We start from the raw sequence: 14,158 nt of genomic DNA, 5'->3' as shown, positions 1-14,158 counted from the left end.
AAAGCCAGTCAATTCAATGGTTTCAGAGGCGTGGTGGATCCAATTTTTAATTGAAAATAATTTGTAAAAGGTGAACCGGTTCACCCAATGCCCGCTTGAGGGTCTGTTAAAGAAAAGATTGAAGGATAAGTGTCATATAGCGGGCAAGGAAGTGATGGCATCTCAGAGTATCCGGGATATACAAGGCGTAATTTCCATTGCTGAACGAGTGTTCGGGCAATTTGGCGTTACATACAGTCGATATTTCTGTATAACGCGCCGGGTACGAGTGCACCCCGTAACTTTCATGTCGGGCCGTGCAATAGCGTGAGGCCTTTCGGGCCTTTGTTAAATGGAATTTATGCTCGCCACGGATATCTGGCGACGCGACTATTGAGGCCCTGTCTCATGAGAACGTTGAAACTCATTGCCGTACTTATTCTCCTGCCGCTTTGCCTTGGTTTGTTTGGCGTTTGGGAGTTGCAACGCAGTACCGAGAGCATTCGGGACTTCGCCGAAGCCAAAGCCGAGTTGGGCGTGATGCGTCCCGAAATCGAAGCGATGGTCGCCAAGCCGTTCTCACGCTCGGCCAAGGTCGATATCAACGGTGAGAGCATGGGCGTTCACCAGGCATTGTCGCTCGTTACCCAAGTCGAGCATGAACTGACCATCCTGCAACCGGTGGCAGCCGTGATGAACAACCTGGCCAAGGGCGTCATCGCCCTCGGCCTGCTGGCCTCGCTGGTCGGTGTGCTGGGGTTGCTGGGTCTGCGTTGGGCCGGTGCCCGCGCGAGTCATTCCCGTGAACGATTGCTGCACACCTTCAGCCGGGTGAGCCGCCTGTTGCCGTACCTGCTGGTGGGGCACATCGTCGCCATGGGCGCGGCGGTAGCGGCCATCCTCGGTTTCGAAGGCCTGGGGCTGTGGCACATGGGGAAAATGGCCACTGGTGAATTCAAGCTGATGCTCATCGTGCTGATGCTGATGCTCGGTTTCCTGTATTCGATCTGGCAGATGGGCAAGCAGCTGCCGGTCATGCTGCACATGTTCCAGTCCACGCCGATGAGCGTGCTGGGCCAGGTGGTCACACCGGAACAGGCGCCAGCGCTGTGGGCCTTTGTTCGCGAACTGGCGGATCAACTCGGCGCGCTGGCACCCGAGCACATCGTGCTGGGCATGACCGAAGGCTTTTACGTCACCTCCAGCGACGTCAACCTGCTCCCGTCAGGCACCGCGCTCAAGGGCCGCACCCTGCACCTGCCGATGATGTACCTGGGCTTGCTCGATTCGGCAGAAACCGGCGCGGTCATCGGCCACGAACTGGCGCACTTCGCCGGTGCCGATACCGAGTACAGCCTGCGCTTCGTACCGATCTACGAGGGTATCGGCCGCAGTCTCGGGGTGATTGCCGAGACAATGCTGCAAAGCGATGTGCTGCAACGCACGACGCTGTGGCCGGCCTTCATGCTCGGTGAGTATTTCATGGAGCGTTTCGATCATGCGGTGAACCACTGGAGCCGCGTGCGGGAGCTGGCGGCGGACGCGGCGGGTGCGCAGTTGACGGGAAACATCGCCATCGCTTCGGCGCTGGTGCGCATCTCTGCCATCGACCCCTTGTTGCACCAGGGTGTTTCGACCCATGTGGTCCGCGCGACCAACCCGAGTGCCGAGCACGTCCTGACCCGCGACTTGCCAGGCAGCGTACTGCAGGAACTTGCCGCGCAGCCGCTGACCCTGCCCGAGGAGGAAATGGCAGCCAGCCTGCCTCATCCGTCGGACACTCACCCCTCCAACCGCGAGCGGCTGGCGTCCCTGCAAGTCACGGTCGAAGAGGCCGTCAGCCGCGGCACCCGCCCGATCATCGCGGCACAGGCCAGCGCCGCGATGGATCACTATTTTGCCGATCCCCAGGCATTGCGTGCGCGCATTACCGAGGACTTTCTCGGCCACTACGTGGAGCAGGATGCGGCGGTGGTGCAAGCGTTGCGTAGCCATGCCGGTAATGCCACGGAGGAAGTCCGACTGCATGAAGGCGCACGATTGCGCGGGTGGATTACCCTGGGTTGCTTCTCGCTCTTTTTGCTGCTGGGCTTGGGCCTGCTGGTCTTGCCGTGGCTGTTGCCGCAGGCTTTGGGGAGTAACAAATCGATGATACTGGTCGCTGGTGGGGTGCTCGTTGTATTGATGGCATGCCTGCTGCCGTTTTCGTTGCGCTTGCTCAAGCGGGCGAACAAGACCGCGTTGCTGCTGACGCCCGAGCACTTCGTTTTTGCCAACCTGAAGGCACCACTGCCGATCCGGCACGTTGCTGATTTTGGCCTGCAAATGGGGCAGGGGCTGCACCTGAATTTGCTGCTGGAAGACGATGCCCCCATGCCTGAGTTGGCCTCGCGCTCGTTTTTTTCCCCTGATGCCAAGCTCGACAAGAAAAAGCGCTGGGTCCAGTTACAGTTGATTCAGTTCTGCCGGGACGACAAAAAGCTCAAGAATGAGCAATTGGCGGAACTGATAGGGACCTACCTCAATGCCGGTACTGCACGGCACTTGCTGCAGCAGCGATTCGAGCAGGCTTGAAGGCTTTCAGCATCGGCAGCGTGGGGTTCCGGGTTCAATGGCTCCCTGCGCAAAGCTGATGAAGATCTGAAGGCAGCCCTTGCAGTTGGTTGTTTTGAAAGGCATACATTTTACAAGGATGCGTACATGACACTGCCCCACTTTATTTACCATCCCGATCCCGTCGGTAGCGGTTCGGTGCAACCCTCTTGCGCCACTTGCGTGAGCTGCAATCAGGCGCGAGGCTTCATTTATGTGGGCCCGGTATACGCCATTGATGAATACGAAAACTGCATCTGCCCTTGGTGCATTGCCGACGGGAGTGCGCACCAGCGCCTGGGCGCGACGTTTGTCGATGAAGAGAGTATCGGCCTGGACGGCGAAGACACGCTGAGCGAGGCGCAGATCGCCGAAGTCAGCCAGCGCACGCCTGGTTTTAATGGCTGGCAGCAAGAGCGCTGGTTCACTCACTGCGACGACGCAGCCGAGTTTGTCGGTAAGGCCGGCCATGCAGAGTTGCTTGAACTGGGCCCGGCAGCCATCGCTGCCGTTCAGGACTCGACAGGCTTGGAGGACGGTCCGCAGTGGCAAGCGTTCTTCAATGTCCTGGATAAGGATCATGGGCCTACTGCCTGCCTGTTCAAATGTCGCCACTGCGCCACGCTGGGCGCTTACCAAGACAGCCATTGATACCCAAAGTGCTCAATCCATGGCGACCTACAAGGAAGAAGCTCTGATGACCGACGATCACACCCCCGACTTCACCAAAGTCCCCACCGGCATGCTGCCGTTCCCGCCTGTTGAAGACGTGTTTGTCGCCGATCAACTGGAGCTGGCCAACCATCTGCACCCTTTGTTCAGCTTGGATATCAGCACCGTAAACCCCGAATGGTCGGGCGTGCTGCACATGCTCAGCCCGTTGGAACCGTACGAGGGCTTTGTCGGCGAGCTGACCGAGTGGGACGGGTGCCATGGCTACCTGCTGAAAACCAACTGGATCGGCTTCAAGGTCGAGCAAGGGCGCTATCGCTTGTGCGGCGATCCACGCTACTTCTTTCTGCACGAGGGGAATGCACAGCTGGCTGGTCCTCACCCGGAGGCGAGAGCGGATCTGGAGCGGCACTACGCCGATCAGCACAGCGCTTTTGCCGCCACCGTTGAAAGGTTTAAAACCAGCGGTGTGCTGGCGCGTGAGGATGGCGAACCGTTGCATGCAGTGGAATTTGTCGCGCAACTGGGCGGCGAAGTCGATGGCTGCGCCAACTGGGTGGAGGCGGTCGAATTTCCAATGCACATCGTTGAACTGGACCCCGACCGTGGTGATTCGAATGTCTACCCCCTGAGCCCTGCGGGTAACCGGTTTTTCCACGTGGCAAGCGTTCCGGGCTGGCATTGCCGGACGGCCGGCGCAGATATGATCGTCATGTTCTACGAGCCGATTGAAGGCTTGGTGCTATTCACCTTCGATTACAGTTGAATCCCATGAATAAGGCCGAACTGCAAACGCTTGTAGTCAGAGTTAAAAAGTATCTCGCGATTATCTTTTTGCTCTGCCTTGTAGGCGTTGTCATCTATGCGTACCTGCACAAACCGGAGTTTCCTTCTGAGATAGTCCTGAAGCAAGACTTCATTCCGGGGCAGTCGATCTACATCGTTCAAGATGCCAGGGATGCAGATGAGCCCAAAAGCCTGAGGTTCTACGTCAACAATGGCGACGGTAGGAATAATGAGACGATGAAGGTGCTCCTCGCAAAGACCCCGCCCTTCCTGGTCTCGGACACTGACTTGAAAGACGTGGTAATCCAGCGTGTCTCCAACGGCCTGCACATCAAACTCAAAGGCGCAGTCTCGAATTACCAGAGCGACCTTTACCTTGAAGACGGCGACACTTACACCACCTACCGTGTAAGCCTTGAACAAGTCGAAACGCGACCACCCTTGGCGAGCGGTCGGTAAGCTTGCTTCAGCAAGGCAATCACTGCGCAGACAACCGCACGCAATCGCCAGCGTCGGCCACTGCATCGGCAAATCGATGATACTGGTTGCTGGCGGGGGGCTGGTCGTATTGATGGCGTGCCTGCTGCCATTCTCGTTGCGCATGCTCAAGCGGGCGAACAAGACGGCGTTGTTGCTGACGCCCGAGCACTTGGTATTTGCGAACCTGAAGGCGCCATTGCCGATCCGGCACATCGCCGATTTTGGCCTGCAAGCGTGGGGTGCGAAGTTCAATGGCACCCTGCGCAGAGCTGATGGAGGTCTGATAGCAGCGTCTGAAGTTCGTTATTTTCGGCCAGCAAGGGCTTTGCGTCTTCATACAGAACAACGTCGTTGATCGAGCCCATGCCGCCGTACAGCGACATCAGTCGAGACAGTGCGTACGCCGTCTCCTGGAGCAGCGCAAGGCTGCACTCCTCAAGTCTGTCGGCCCATTGCGGGTGACCGAAACTCCTCAGCAGTTCTGCTGTTCGGGCAAGGTTCGAGGAGATCTTGCAGATGTCTTTCATGGCGCCAGTCCTGAGCGAATCATTTATCAAAGTTCACAACGCTGACGGAACCATTGTGCCAATCGACCGAGTAACTGAGGCCATTCCAGTTACCAACGATCAACGCCCCGTTTTTGTCGCACTGAAGACTCATGTAGGGCTTGTCTGCTTGCGTGCCGTGGGGACTTTCCTGGATGAACCAAAGCACTTTTCCATGCCTCGATAGTGCAAGGATGTTTTTGTTGAAAGTGACATCTGAAGGGGGCTCGATCAGGACCGCGAGCCTGTCGTCATGCTGCAAGGCGACTTTGGCCGGGTGAGGCAGGTGAATGGATTGATCTGCTATCCAAAGGATGCCGTTGTCAACGTGGTACCAGGTTTCGGTCATGACGTTACCTCTAGCGTTATCCGTGAAGTCGCAGCAATTTCATGTGCGAGGAAGACTTTCCGGCGGCAATCCGTTAGGCAGCTGAATCTTCAGGCCGCGTGCAATCTGAATGCCTATGTAGAAGGCATCCCCCAGTACGCCAGCAAGTTCAGGATCGTCGGCTTCAAACTCTTTGCTGGCCCAAACGCCGATGGTCAATTGATGCAACCGGGCTTTATCTTTTTCAACGCCCAGCAACACGTTCTTGATGAATTGCAACTGGATCAACGAGCTTGAATAAATCTGGAATTCTGGACAGCCGTTGTATCTCAGGGCGGTGATGGCTAGCGCATTGTCGATGTAGTCGAGGGCGGTTATCGGCGTTTTCAAGAGGTGGTCCCTCTCGGTACCAGCGCTTTGATTGCTGCGCGACGCCACGTATTGATCAAACATTCGAACCTGCTCTCCGATCCGGGCAGAGTCTCGATTTGAATCAACGTGTTTTCTATAGGTCAGGAATTGTTCCGATTGTGGTCCATGGGCCAGCAACGAAACAATGGCCGCACATTGTATGAGCCAATAGATTTCGAACGAGGATTCGGTGCCTCGACAATAACCAATATCTGTCCCTTTGCTGTACAAGTCACGAGCCAGTTGGCTGGCTTTATCGCGGTTTATCGTCGTCTCTGATGTCCATCCGGCCTGGTCATTTGCGATGACGAATACCCGATAGCGCTGCAACAGGAGGGCATCCACTAGCGTCAGGTCCGGGCAGGCGGGGGGCATCAACGGTACAAAAACCTCTGGCTCACGATTGATCGGCAGCCAGGACAGGTTCCTTTCCACTCGGGAAGGTGGCTTGTCCACTTCGGTCAAGGTGGCTGTATCGACAACCTGCTCGGTGGGGGCGGGTGGAGGAACGGGCTTTTGCCCGAAAAAGGTTTTCAAGCGCTGCAGTAGTTTTGACATGGGATATCCGTTCAAGGATTTTGAGGACCGCGGTCCATGGGGCCGGAGTGACGAGATTGCCTTAGATAGCCGTTCCTCTATTGGCCCCCGGCTGCACAATCAGCAGGTCATCCAGCTCTCTGCGGCGACAGTTCATGGCAAACGCCAGGGCCGTATCAAGATCCGTTTGGAAGAGATCGAAGCGTGCCCGGTCAATTTGGTAATACTCCTCGTAGTCGACCATGCCGTTGCTAACCGGAATCGACAAGTAAAAGCGGCCAGTGGTCTCTTCGATGCCTAGGGCAAACATGTGTTCACGGCTTTTGAACGCGTCACTGAATTTCATCCTGTCCTTGATCTGGTGGTTGGCGGTTTTTATCTTCGCGCATTCTGGATTCAATTAATTTGTACGATGACCAGTCGCGACCACCAATCAGCTCAATGTAAAAGTTCGCGTAAGCGACTTTCAGATCACCCAGCATTCTCAGGTTTGTTTCTTCGAAAAGGCGGTGACCAGGAATATCGCGCGGTTCCATGTTTTCTTTGATGCTTTCCAGTTCTGCCATGGATAGCAATTTGTTTAGATCGGAAAGCAACAATGCAGCTGCCGGATCTTTATGCGTGTAAAGATCCAGCTTTTCTCGCAGGAGCAGTGCTGCTGTTTTCAGGGCGATCCTGTCCATTTTATTCTGATAGCCAGTCTCGTTTCAGCGATTCCCATAAATCACTTCATCCATCTCGTCATGGAGTGGGGCGCTTTCGAATAATTTTTGCGCCAAGTCCTGAATGTGTTCTGACCAGGCGACCGTTTTGACCCATTCTTCAGGCATGCCCGTCACCCCGTACAGCGCCCCGGCTATCTGGCCGGCGGTCGCTGCCACGCTGTCGGGGTCGTCTGCCAGATTGGCCGCCAACAGGATTGCATCCTTGAAGTTGTCGGTGTTCCAGACCGCCCACAGAGCTGCCTCCAGCGTATCGATGACGTAGCCGGAGGAGCGGATCTGATCTCGGATTTTTTGTTTGTATTCGCCAGCGTTGATAATCAAGGGGCGGGGATACAAGGCGCGAACCATTGACGACAAGGCTTCTTCCTTGTCCGCGCCATTGAGGGCCAGGTGCAGCTGAGCGCCCAGCAGTTCGCAGCAATTTACGGCTTCTGCAGTCTTGTGAGTGCAACGGCTTTGTGCCGAGCTTTCCCGCCAGGTGCCGGACAAGGAGTGGCGACGGAAGATGGCGGTCGGTGCCAGCCTGATGATCGATCCGTTGCCGGCTGTGGATGGATGATCGTTGCCGTACCAGTCGACGCCCTGCGCCAATCGACCTTCAAGCGCAGCGCGAGTGGCGTTGCCAATGTCAAAGCATTTTCCGTTATGGCTGTTTTCGCCATTTTTATACCAGCGACAAAGCCTCTGCGTGTAGTCGCGGAAATCGAATTTATTGTTTGCCACGTAAGTGTCTGCGAGAGCCAGTGCCATGCTCGTATCGTCAGTCCACTCACCCGGTTTCAGCTTGAAGGGGCCACCGCCAACCATGTCACTGACATGTTCACTATCACGGGGCAGAAACTCGAGCGTTGTACCCACGGCGTCGCCAATCGAGAGCCCCAGCAGGCAACCCTTTGCGCGGTCCAGCGCCTGCTCTTCAGTGAGGGTGCAAGGCCTGGAAGTCAGCCACTCAGGCTTCCTGTTCGGATATCTGGGTGCGTCCGGCTGCAACATGTAATCCATGCGCTGGCGCAGTTGAGGAGAGGGCGGTGGGAGCAGGTGGTCGTATCGCTCAGTGTATTGGGTGAGTGCTTCGTTTGAGCTTCTGAGATCAATTAGGTTTTTAAACATCTCGGCACCAGGCAATGATCTGTCACGACGAATCGTATGAGTTCAGGCTCGTTCAAATGCGTCCCATAACATCTGTCGAATAGCATCCAGTCTGGCATTGGCTGCGGTTCGCTGCTCCGCAGTACCTTGATCAATGTAGACGTCTGAGAAACCTGATTTACTGCCTGCCATTGTTCTATACATTGAAGTCGCTTGTACCCATTCATTACTGTCCGGCAAAGGATCCTCAGACAGTAAGCGGATTATCGCGTTTATTCCTGAATCAAAATTTTGGCAGTTCTCACCATGAAAGATCTCTTTGAGTGTAATAAGCAGTTCTATTAGGTGTGAGTTTGTCATGCGCATTTGGACACCCAACTCATTCAGGTGAGTAATGATGTATAGGCCGAGAACTGTGGACATCCAACGCCCATCAGTTGTGAACATGATCGTTTTTTTCGACATGCTCAAGTGGCGTTATTAGCTCCATGCTGTGCTTGTGTTGACTGAGCTGGATAATTTTTCACTTGATGGAGAGCGCCAAAGGAAGGAGCTCTTATGGCAAGTGCGCTTTAATTCTCTTGGCGAGATATTCGTAAAAATTGTTCGCATACAATAAGTTTTCCCCTGACGGGATTCTAACGAAAATTTGACATTCTTCGTCGTTATATGTGTCGTAATCGAAGAAAAAAACCTCGCCCAAGTCGGTTTCGCTGATAACTACTTTTTTTGCGGTTGTTGATTTGTGTTTGAGGCCATTAAGGTGCTGAAAAACTATATCGCCACCGTTGATGTCGTCGAAGTCCATTCCATAGACACTATATATTTCCTCCGATCCGACTTCTCCGCCTGCATAGTTCAGAAGGAACCATTTGTAGGACGCAGGTAGTTTATGACAGATTTTTTGCTCGGCTTTTACTAACCAATCATCAGTCACTGCGTCAGCGGGAGATCCAAATGCGGCAATGTCTGGATGTTTTTTAATCAGGTCTTCCAACTCAGAAGGTGTCATGTTTTTCAATTGCCTTTCGCGTAGGTTAGTGCTCGATTGTTCCAGTAGTCGCTTTTCCAGCGATCAAACAGAGATCTGTCGATCCCAGAGGGTATTGTATTCGGGTTTATATGTATAACAGAACTAAATTTTTGATGAAATGTTTGAGTGAGTTCAGCAATCGCCCCGTTTTGAGTCTGAATCAGATGATGAAGGTTGATTGATTTCCCATCGATGCCTATAGGCGCTCGTCCGCTCGCCATGCGTTCAAGATTGGTACCGGACACAAGCTTTCCGCGCTCTCTCCAGGTGGTCATCAAATCTGGGTCAAACAGGTCATCTCTCTGAAACACTTTGTTGCCTTTAAAGTCGACGGGGGGCTTGGACCAGTATTTTCGTAGTTGACCGAGGTAGGTATCGATTTTTTCTTCAGGGATCGGCCTGGTTTTTGGAGCAGTGGTAAAAGGAGCATCCTTTATTTCCTCTGCCTTCACCAAAGGCGCCGGCTCCTTCACCCGCAACTCATCCCGAGCCAGCAGCTTCTGCTCATTCTTTGCCAACCAACCCGCCAGCTCCTTGTTCGAAATCTCCGCCTGAAGCTTCGCGCTGCGGGTCGCTATGTTTTCCATGCTGTTCATCACACCGGCTTTCATCTGGCCCCGGGTCAGGTAGGTGACGATGGCGGTGAGCAACAGGAGTACAAGCTGCTCCTGCCCGCGAGCCAGTTGTCGTGCCGCGCGTTCGACGCGTTCCTGGACCAGTGCGGCGGAGCCGCCGCTGGGGTCGAGGCCGGACGGCTTGACGCCTTCTTCGGCGTGCCAGGCCGTGGCGATGCCTTCCTGCAAGGTCGAGAGGCAGGCGGGCAGGCCCTGGTAAAAATATTCGGCGATGGCGGACAGGCCCAGGCCCATGAGAATCAGATTGCCGACCTGCAAGCCGATACCGGCCCCGGCAGCGGCTCCGGGGGCAGCACCGACGCCAAAGGCGAAGGCCCCCGCTGCGCCGCCGGCCACGGTGCCGATCGCCACGCTGCCGCCGAGAATCATCGAGACTTCTTTGACCAGTTGCAGCAGCACCGGCAGGATCTGCTCGATTTCAATCGAGGCCCACTTGCGCTTGAGGTCCATCTGGATGATCGGGTAGGAGAGGGTCATCGCCTGATGCACCGCATCGATGCGACGACCGCCCATGTAGCCGTAGGCCTGGCTCGCGCCATTGCTGACACGCCGGGTGAAGCCGTTCCAGTTGTCGTGCACGCTCTGCAAGCCGTCGTTGACGCCCTGGTTCAGCTCGTTGAATTTCTGGTCGAGGTTGCGTTCGACATCGGCCCAGCTGGGCACGTTGGCTAAAAGATCCATTTACTCGTCACTGTCCTTGGGGGTAAGGCGCTTCCTTGTTGCTGCGGTCGAGCTGTCGAATATCCGACTTCACATCATTGCCAAAGTGATGGCAATTAGCCGCACTTCAGACTGAGGGGCGGGTAGAAGATTTCAACATGGATCCCATTTTTGTTATTCGCGTTACATTCGGCAATGATGGCAATAAGGCATTAGTCGCCAACACGTGGCCGCTAACTTCCCGTTCATCCTTGATATATCAGCGTTTCTGGCTGGTCAGTGTGGCGATAATTATTTTTCAGGGATTATCCTGAACCGGGTTCCAGGTGCGTGGAAGTGCGCGCATATACGGTGTGCGGGTTGACACAGTGCATGACATGGGTGTCTCCTTCCCGCGTTCGAGCATCTGTGATGCCTGCAAAAGTGTGACAAATTTCTCAAGTATTTTAATGAGTGATGGCACTTTCATACTGTCGTGCGGTCGCAGTTTCTGATGTTTGTTTTGTGTGAGGAATTTCACTCGGCGTTTAAACAAACCCGATGAAAATGAAGAGCTTTTGCCGGCAGTCGCTTACAAGACTTGCAAATTGTCACAGTCCGAAAACATGGGGCGGCGAGGTGTTCGCCCTGATCGATGATGTGGCAGACAGGGTTTTGACCCTCTTATCTGATTCGTTATGCGCAGTGGTTGAGAGAGGGCGGTAGCTTTCCACTGTTTTCAAGGAGATACACATGTTGATGGACCTTGCCGCAATGCTTTCCCCGCAGAATCGGCGCCTGTTCAAGTTCAAGAACCTCGCCAACCCCGAACAGCAATTGTTGCTTGAGTCCTTCAAGGGGACTGAAGGTCTGTCGCGTGCGTACAACTTCGAGTTGCTGCTGGTGTGCCAGGACTCCGGCGTCGAGCTGAAGTCGATGATGGGTCAGCACGTGGTTCTGGAAATCGAGCTGGTAGACACCACGCCTCGTTACCTGGCGGGCTACCTCACGCGTTTTGCCAGTATCGGCAGCGACGGTGGCATGGCCCGCTACACGGCGACGCTGAACCCCTGGTTCTCCATGCTGAAGAACCGTTTCGATACGCGCATTTTCCAGGGTTGCACGGTGGAAGATGTCGTCACCCAGGTGTTTGCCTTGTGCACCGCGTTTTCCCGGCACGAGTTCCGCCTGAGCAAGCCGCTCAAGCATTACACCTACATCACCCAGTACCGCGAATCCGACTTCAACTTTGTCCAGCGCCTGCTGGAAGAAGAGGGGATGTTTTACTACTTCGAGCACACCGCCGAAGGCCACACCATGATCATCTGCGACGACTCCACTACGTTGGTGCCGTTGCCTGAGCAGCCGCAGATCCGTTTCCACACGGCATCGGTCACCGAGACCGCCGACTCCATCACCCAATGGAGCGGCAACCGCCAGTTGCAGTCGGGGAAAATCGCGGTCCAGACCTTCGATTATCGTCAGCCGTCCAACCGCTTGCCGGTCGCCATGAAGAGCCTGAACAAGCAGGGCGATGTCGACGAATTCGAAATCTATGACTTCCCCGGTCAATACACCCACGGCACCTACGACGAAGGCGAAGCGCTGCTGCGGTTGCGGGTCGAAGCGCTTGAACTCAAGGGCAAGAGCTTTCATGGCGCCAGTAACTGCCGCGCGATGAAGCCCGGTTATACCTTTGAGCTGTTGCAGCATTACGATCACGATCAAGGCCCTGCCGATGAGCGTCAGTTCCTGCTGATGAGCGTCGAAAGCGAAGGCCACAACAACTACCTCAACGGGCACCAGGCCAGCTACTACAACACCTTCTCCTGCGTGCGCAAAAAGATCGTCTTCCGCCCTCAACTCACCACTCCGCGTCCGACCATCTCCGGCCCGCAAACCGCGATCATCGTCGGCCCGCCGGGGGAGGAAATCTTCACCGACGAACTCGGCCGCGTGAAGGTGCAATTTCACTGGGACCGCAAGGGCGAGCACAACGACAAGAGCTCCTGCTGGGTCCGCGTCGCCCAGTCCGGTGCCAGCGGCGGCTTCGGTAGCATCCAGATTCCCCGTGTCGGCGATGAAGTCGTGGTGGTGTTCCTCGACGGCAACCCCGACCGCCCGCTGGTCATGGGCAGCCTCTACAACAGCCAGAACACCCCGCCGTGGTCGTTGCCGGCGAACAAGACCCAGAGCGGTTTTTTGACCCGGTCGATGAAGGGTGACGGCGGCACGGCAAACTTCTTCCGCTTCGAAGACAAAGCAGGTGCCGAGCAGATCATCATGCATGCCGAGCGCAACATGGACACCGAGATCGAGGTCGATGAAGTCCATACCGTCGGTAGCAACCGCACGATCAAGGTCGGTGGCACGCACACCGAAACGATCAAGAAAGACACGGTGATGAATGTCCAGGAAGGCTCGCTGACGATTCAGGTCGACAACCAGTTCATTCAGGTCAGTGCCAATCAGCACATCATTCTTCAGGTGGGGGACAGCAGCATCACCCTCACACCGGACGGCATCGAGATCAAAGGCAAGGCGATCACCACGACGAGCACCGGCACGACCCAGATCACCGGTTCCGAGGTCAGGGTCAATGACTGAGGTAACGGCGCCATGACCAGAGTCAGTCTCTACGATCGCATCTCCGAAAAGCGCATTGCGCAGGAGGAAGTCGAACGCCTTGCCCAGCAGAACGTGCTCCTCGTCCAGCCTGAGCCCGAGCCGGAACCCGAGCCGGTGGTGGCGCTGCAGGATACGCCCAGCAGTTTCACCTTCGGTGGTTTCAACCTGGCATTTCCGACGGGGTTCAACTTCCGCGAGGTCCAGACCACCCTCGAGCACGAAGGCGAGCCGGTCAACCTGACGATCAGGCGTCGTGATGTGCGACAGGGGCAGACCCTGGAGCAGCTTTTCGATGCCTCGATGCAGGCGTTTCGCCAGGAGCATCCGGACGTGCGCATCATCCGCCAGCGCGATGTCAGCGTGGCCGGCAGTGCGGCGAAGGCCGTGGATCTGCATTTCAAGACCGGCCATGCCGATCGTCACGCGCGCCTGGTGGGTGCCCTGGTGCCTGTCGCCGGGCGAGACGACGGGCAATGGCTGAGCATTGCTTGCGAGATTGATCCGGCTCGGCCCGCGCTCAGTCTGTGGCTGGTTGATTTTGACGGCATGCTCGACGGCCTTGCCGTGCGCTGAACGCCTTATTTTTTTGATTCAAGGAAGTTACCCAAAATGGATTATGAGTTGCAGGAAGGCAGCATCGCGTTGCCGCAAGGTTTTCAGGACCGTACGGTAAACATGTTTGTGTTGGGGGCGAGTATTCCAGCGCCGTTGAGCATCACCATTTCCCGGGACACATTGCTGCCCGGCGAAGTGCTCAAAGCCTACGTCGAGCGTCAGATCAAGATGCTCGCGTCCAAGCTGCGTGGCTATACGCTGCTGGGCAAGAAGGCCGTTGCATTGTCGACCACGGCGCCGATCGAGGGCGTGCAGATCGATGCGTATTACATGACCGATGGCCGACCCTTCTATCAGCGCCAGGCGGCGTTTCTGATCGAGCCTGGACGCGCGATCATTTTTTCCACCACAGCCCAGGCTGACTTCAGCAGCGAGCAGAATCAGAACTGGATAGACCTGCTGGCGAGCTTTCAGCCTCGCCAGCCCGGCGGCCCCAAGACCGACTCCAGCGCACAGGAGTAACG

16 protein-coding genes are annotated in these 14,158 nt (G+C 55.8%); 7 read left to right on the top strand and 9 right to left on the bottom strand.

Annotation, left to right across the window (positions count from 1 at the left end):
• Window positions 1-387 precede the first annotated feature (387 nt).
• The 4 genes from ACEN83_RS19090 (at window position 388) to ACEN83_RS19075 (ending at window position 4,488) form a co-directional block, all read left to right on the top strand.
• Window positions 388-2,553: a M48 family metallopeptidase gene (locus ACEN83_RS19090; RefSeq protein ID WP_495578080.1), complete on the top strand. Its 2,166-nt coding sequence runs from the start codon at window positions 388-390 to the stop codon at window positions 2,551-2,553.
• Between the two features lie 126 nt (window positions 2,554-2,679).
• Window positions 2,680-3,222, top strand: coding sequence for a CbrC family protein (locus ACEN83_RS19085; protein WP_495578079.1), 543 nt, complete (start codon window positions 2,680-2,682; stop codon window positions 3,220-3,222).
• Between the two features lie 19 nt (window positions 3,223-3,241).
• Window positions 3,242-4,009, top strand: a complete 768-nt coding sequence (locus ACEN83_RS19080) for a hypothetical protein (RefSeq protein WP_495578078.1) — start codon at window positions 3,242-3,244, stop codon at window positions 4,007-4,009.
• Window positions 4,010-4,014: 5 nt separating this feature from the next.
• Complete coding sequence (locus tag ACEN83_RS19075; RefSeq protein WP_495578077.1) at window positions 4,015-4,488, top strand: hypothetical protein; 474 nt, start codon at window positions 4,015-4,017, stop codon at window positions 4,486-4,488.
• 269 nt (window positions 4,489-4,757) lie between these two features.
• On the opposite strand, the gene ACEN83_RS19070 is transcribed toward ACEN83_RS19075, so the two are convergent.
• The 9 genes from ACEN83_RS19070 to ACEN83_RS19030 form a co-directional block, all read right to left on the bottom strand.
• Window positions 4,758-5,036 (bottom strand): DUF6966 domain-containing protein, encoded by a 279-nt coding sequence (locus tag ACEN83_RS19070; protein ID WP_495578076.1) that lies wholly within the window; start codon window positions 5,034-5,036, stop codon window positions 4,758-4,760.
• Between the two features lie 19 nt (window positions 5,037-5,055).
• On the bottom strand, window positions 5,056-5,403 hold the full coding sequence (locus tag ACEN83_RS19065; protein WP_495578075.1) for a DUF7957 family protein: 348 nt from the start codon (window positions 5,401-5,403) through the stop codon (window positions 5,056-5,058).
• Window positions 5,404-5,442: 39 nt separating this feature from the next.
• The gene (locus ACEN83_RS19060; RefSeq protein WP_495578074.1) at window positions 5,443-6,351 is read right to left on the bottom strand and encodes an immunity protein Tsi6 family protein; all 909 of its coding nucleotides are present in this window, start codon (window positions 6,349-6,351) and stop codon (window positions 5,443-5,445) included.
• Window positions 6,352-6,412: 61 nt separating this feature from the next.
• Entirely contained in the window at window positions 6,413-6,676 is a 264-nt protein-coding gene (locus tag ACEN83_RS19055; RefSeq protein ID WP_495578073.1) for a hypothetical protein, read from the bottom strand.
• The gene (locus ACEN83_RS19050; RefSeq protein ID WP_495578072.1) at window positions 6,663-7,013 is read right to left on the bottom strand and encodes a hypothetical protein; all 351 of its coding nucleotides are present in this window, start codon (window positions 7,011-7,013) and stop codon (window positions 6,663-6,665) included. The genes ACEN83_RS19055 and ACEN83_RS19050 overlap by 14 nt, the downstream gene beginning before the upstream one ends.
• 24 nt (window positions 7,014-7,037) lie before the next feature.
• Complete coding sequence (tri1, locus tag ACEN83_RS19045; protein WP_495578071.1) at window positions 7,038-8,165, bottom strand: ADP-ribosylarginine hydrolase Tri1; 1,128 nt, start codon at window positions 8,163-8,165, stop codon at window positions 7,038-7,040.
• A 42-nt stretch (window positions 8,166-8,207) separates the two neighbouring features.
• The gene (locus ACEN83_RS19040; protein WP_495578070.1) at window positions 8,208-8,591 is read right to left on the bottom strand and encodes a hypothetical protein; all 384 of its coding nucleotides are present in this window, start codon (window positions 8,589-8,591) and stop codon (window positions 8,208-8,210) included.
• Window positions 8,592-8,700: 109 nt separating this feature from the next.
• Entirely contained in the window at window positions 8,701-9,156 is a 456-nt protein-coding gene (locus ACEN83_RS19035) for an SMI1/KNR4 family protein (RefSeq protein WP_495580892.1), read from the bottom strand.
• A 5-nt stretch (window positions 9,157-9,161) separates the two neighbouring features.
• A complete protein-coding gene (locus tag ACEN83_RS19030) occupies window positions 9,162-10,493 on the bottom strand; it encodes an HNH/ENDO VII family nuclease (RefSeq protein WP_495578069.1) in 1,332 nt (443 codons plus the stop codon).
• A gap of 711 nt (window positions 10,494-11,204) precedes the next feature.
• On the opposite strand from ACEN83_RS19030, the gene ACEN83_RS19025 reads away from it, so the two are divergent.
• From ACEN83_RS19025 to ACEN83_RS19015, 3 genes are read left to right on the top strand one after another with little or no spacing between them, the layout of a single operon-like run.
• Entirely contained in the window at window positions 11,205-13,058 is a 1,854-nt protein-coding gene (locus ACEN83_RS19025; RefSeq protein ID WP_495578068.1) for a type VI secretion system Vgr family protein, read from the top strand.
• Between the two features lie 12 nt (window positions 13,059-13,070).
• Complete coding sequence (locus ACEN83_RS19020; protein ID WP_495578067.1) at window positions 13,071-13,652, top strand: hypothetical protein; 582 nt, start codon at window positions 13,071-13,073, stop codon at window positions 13,650-13,652.
• A 36-nt stretch (window positions 13,653-13,688) separates the two neighbouring features.
• Window positions 13,689-14,156, top strand: a complete 468-nt coding sequence (locus ACEN83_RS19015; RefSeq protein ID WP_218480515.1) for a DcrB-related protein — start codon at window positions 13,689-13,691, stop codon at window positions 14,154-14,156.
• Window positions 14,157-14,158 lie beyond the last annotated feature (2 nt).

The sequence above is a fragment of the Pseudomonas sp. Pseusp49 genome, from assembly GCF_059491875.1.
The sequence above is the reverse complement of the archived record's forward strand: the minus strand, read 5'-3'. Positions and strand labels throughout refer to the sequence as shown.